Here is a 2,303-nt window from a genome sequence, read left to right as displayed (position 1 = left end):
ACAGATAGCGGCGCGTGGTGGTGTCGCGCACATAGCCGATCACGCGTGCCGCTTCGGCCTCGGCCCACAGGAGCATCAAGGCCAGCGTCAGGGTGGCCAGTCGCAGGGACATGTCGGGTTCTCCGTCAGACGGTCAAGCTGACCGAGATTCTAGGGATCCCCTCATTCACCTGGTGTGCATGCGGTCTTCAGCCGACGACCGCGCAGGATCACAGGTCCTTCAGGACTTGCGGCACCACGGAGCGGTGGAACCCATCGTAGCTGGGGGCGCCAGCATGGTTGGCCGTCGGCATGACGGGGCTGTGCAGCGGGGCGCCGCCGTCGATGGCTACCGTGATGCCGGTGACGAAAGAGGCACCCGGGCTCAGCAGGAAGCAGATCACCGCGCTCACTTCGGCTTCCAGCCCCAGGCGCTTGGCCGGCAGGTTGTCCTTGAGCACGCGAATCATGGGGGCCATGGCCGGGCCGTAGCTGTCCATGCCGCTCGATGCAATCCAGCCGGGGGCCACGGCATTGACGCGCACGTGGGAGGCTGCCCATTCATAGGCTGCCGTCTTGGTCAGATTGGCCATGCCCGCGCGTGCGGCGCCGGAGTGGGCCATGCCCGGCATGCCGTTCCACATGTCGGCCGTCATGTTCACGATGGCGCCGCCGTGCTTCATCATGGTCTGGTTGAAGACCTCGCGCATCATCAGGAAGCCGCCGGTCAGGTTGTTGGTGACCACCGCGTCGAAGCCGCGCTTGGAGATCATGTTCATGGGTGAGGGGAACTGGCCACCGGCGTTGTTCACCAGGCCATGGATCTGGCCGTGTTTGGTCACGATGCCGGTCACGGCGGTCTTGACCTGGTCTTCATCGCGGATGTCGAAGGCGAAGGAGTCGGCCTTGCCGCCGTCTTCCGTGATCTCGGCCACCACGCGTGCCAGTTTTTCTTCATTGCGGCCGGTGATGACCACGGTGGCGCCCAGCGCGGCCAGTTCGTGCGCCACACAGCGCCCGATGCCACTGCCCCCACCGGTGACCACATGGACCTGACCGGCAAACAGGCCGGGTCGGAAGATGCTGTCGTAGTGTTGCGCGCTCATGGATGTCGTCCTCGGAAATCGTGTTGGTAGGGGAAAGCTTGATCGTGACTGTACCGGTGCTTTACGTTTGCGTCAATTGGTGGCCGTCTTGGTAAATTGATTGTAGTATTGGGCATGCGAACAAGGCCGCACCAAGGTGGCCACTACAGGAGACGCCAGCATGAGCACCACACCTTTCGTGACGTACTTCAACGAAACCCACGAGATGGCCCGCGCCACGGCGCGCCGTTTCGTCGAGCAGGAAATCAAGCCCTACATCGCCGAGTGGGAAGAGGCAGGCAGCTTCCCGCGTGAGTTGTACAAGAAGGCGGGCGATCTGGGTATCCTGGGTATCGGCCATCCGGAGCATCTGGGTGGCAGTTATGCCGACGACGTGTTCATGAAGCTGGCCGTCAGCGAAGAGCTGATGCGCAGCACCTCAGGCGGCCTGGTGGCCAGCCTGGGTTCGCTGGACATCGGCACGCCGCCCATCTGGCGCGGTGCCTCGCCTGAAGTGCAGCAGCGCGTGGTGCCGGCCGTGCTGGCGGGTGACAAGATCGCCGCGCTGGCCATCACCGAGCCGGGTGGCGGCTCCGACGTGGCCAATCTGAAAACGCGTGCCGTGCGGGATGGCGATCACTATGTCGTCAATGGATCCAAAACCTTCATCACCTCTGGCGTGCGTGCCGACTACTACACCGTGGCGGTGCGCACCGGCGGCGAGGGTTACGCCGGCGTGTCGCTGTTGCTGATCGAGAAGGGCACACCAGGTTTTTCGGTGGGCCGCAATCTCAAGAAGATGGGTTGGTGGGCGTCTGACACGGCCGAGCTGTTCTTCGAGGATGTGCGCGTGCCCGTGGGCAACCTCATCGGCCCGGAGAACGCGGGCTTCATGTTGATCATGGCCAACTTCCAGGCCGAGCGTCTGGCCCTGGCCGTGATGGCCTACATGACTGCGCAGATGGCGCTGGAGGCCTGCCTGGATTACGTCAAGGACCGCGTCACCTTTGGCAAGCCTTTGAGCAAGCACCAGGTGATCCGCCACAAGCTGGCCGAGATGGCGACCAAGGTGGATGTGGCGCGTGAATACGCCTACCGCGTGGCCGCCCGCATGCAGGCTGGCAAGACCGCCATCCAGGAGGTCTCCATGGCCAAGAACTTCGCCACCGATGTGGCCGATGAAGTGACCTACGAAGCCGTGCAGATCTTTGGCGGCATGGGCTACATGCGTGAATCGGT

2 protein-coding genes are annotated in these 2,303 nt (G+C 63.5%); one reads left to right on the top strand and one right to left on the bottom strand.

What is annotated here, in order from left to right; all coding sequences use genetic code 11:
* Positions 1-209: 209 nt before the first annotated feature.
* On the bottom strand, positions 210-1,085 hold the full coding sequence (locus VFW93_RS02920) for an SDR family oxidoreductase (RefSeq protein ID WP_329692491.1): 876 nt from the start codon (positions 1,083-1,085) through the stop codon (positions 210-212).
* Positions 1,086-1,245: 160 nt separating this feature from the next.
* Here VFW93_RS02920 and VFW93_RS02915 point away from each other — a divergent pair.
* Positions 1,246-2,303, top strand: a 1,058-nt coding sequence (locus tag VFW93_RS02915; protein WP_329692490.1) for an acyl-CoA dehydrogenase family protein, incomplete at its 3' end; no start/stop codon positions are given.

Source organism: Aquabacterium sp. (assembly GCF_036279675.1).
Taxonomy (GTDB): Bacteria; Pseudomonadota; Gammaproteobacteria; order Burkholderiales; family Burkholderiaceae_C; genus Aquabacterium.
The sequence above is the reverse complement of the archived record's forward strand: the minus strand, read 5'-3'. Positions and strand labels throughout refer to the sequence as shown.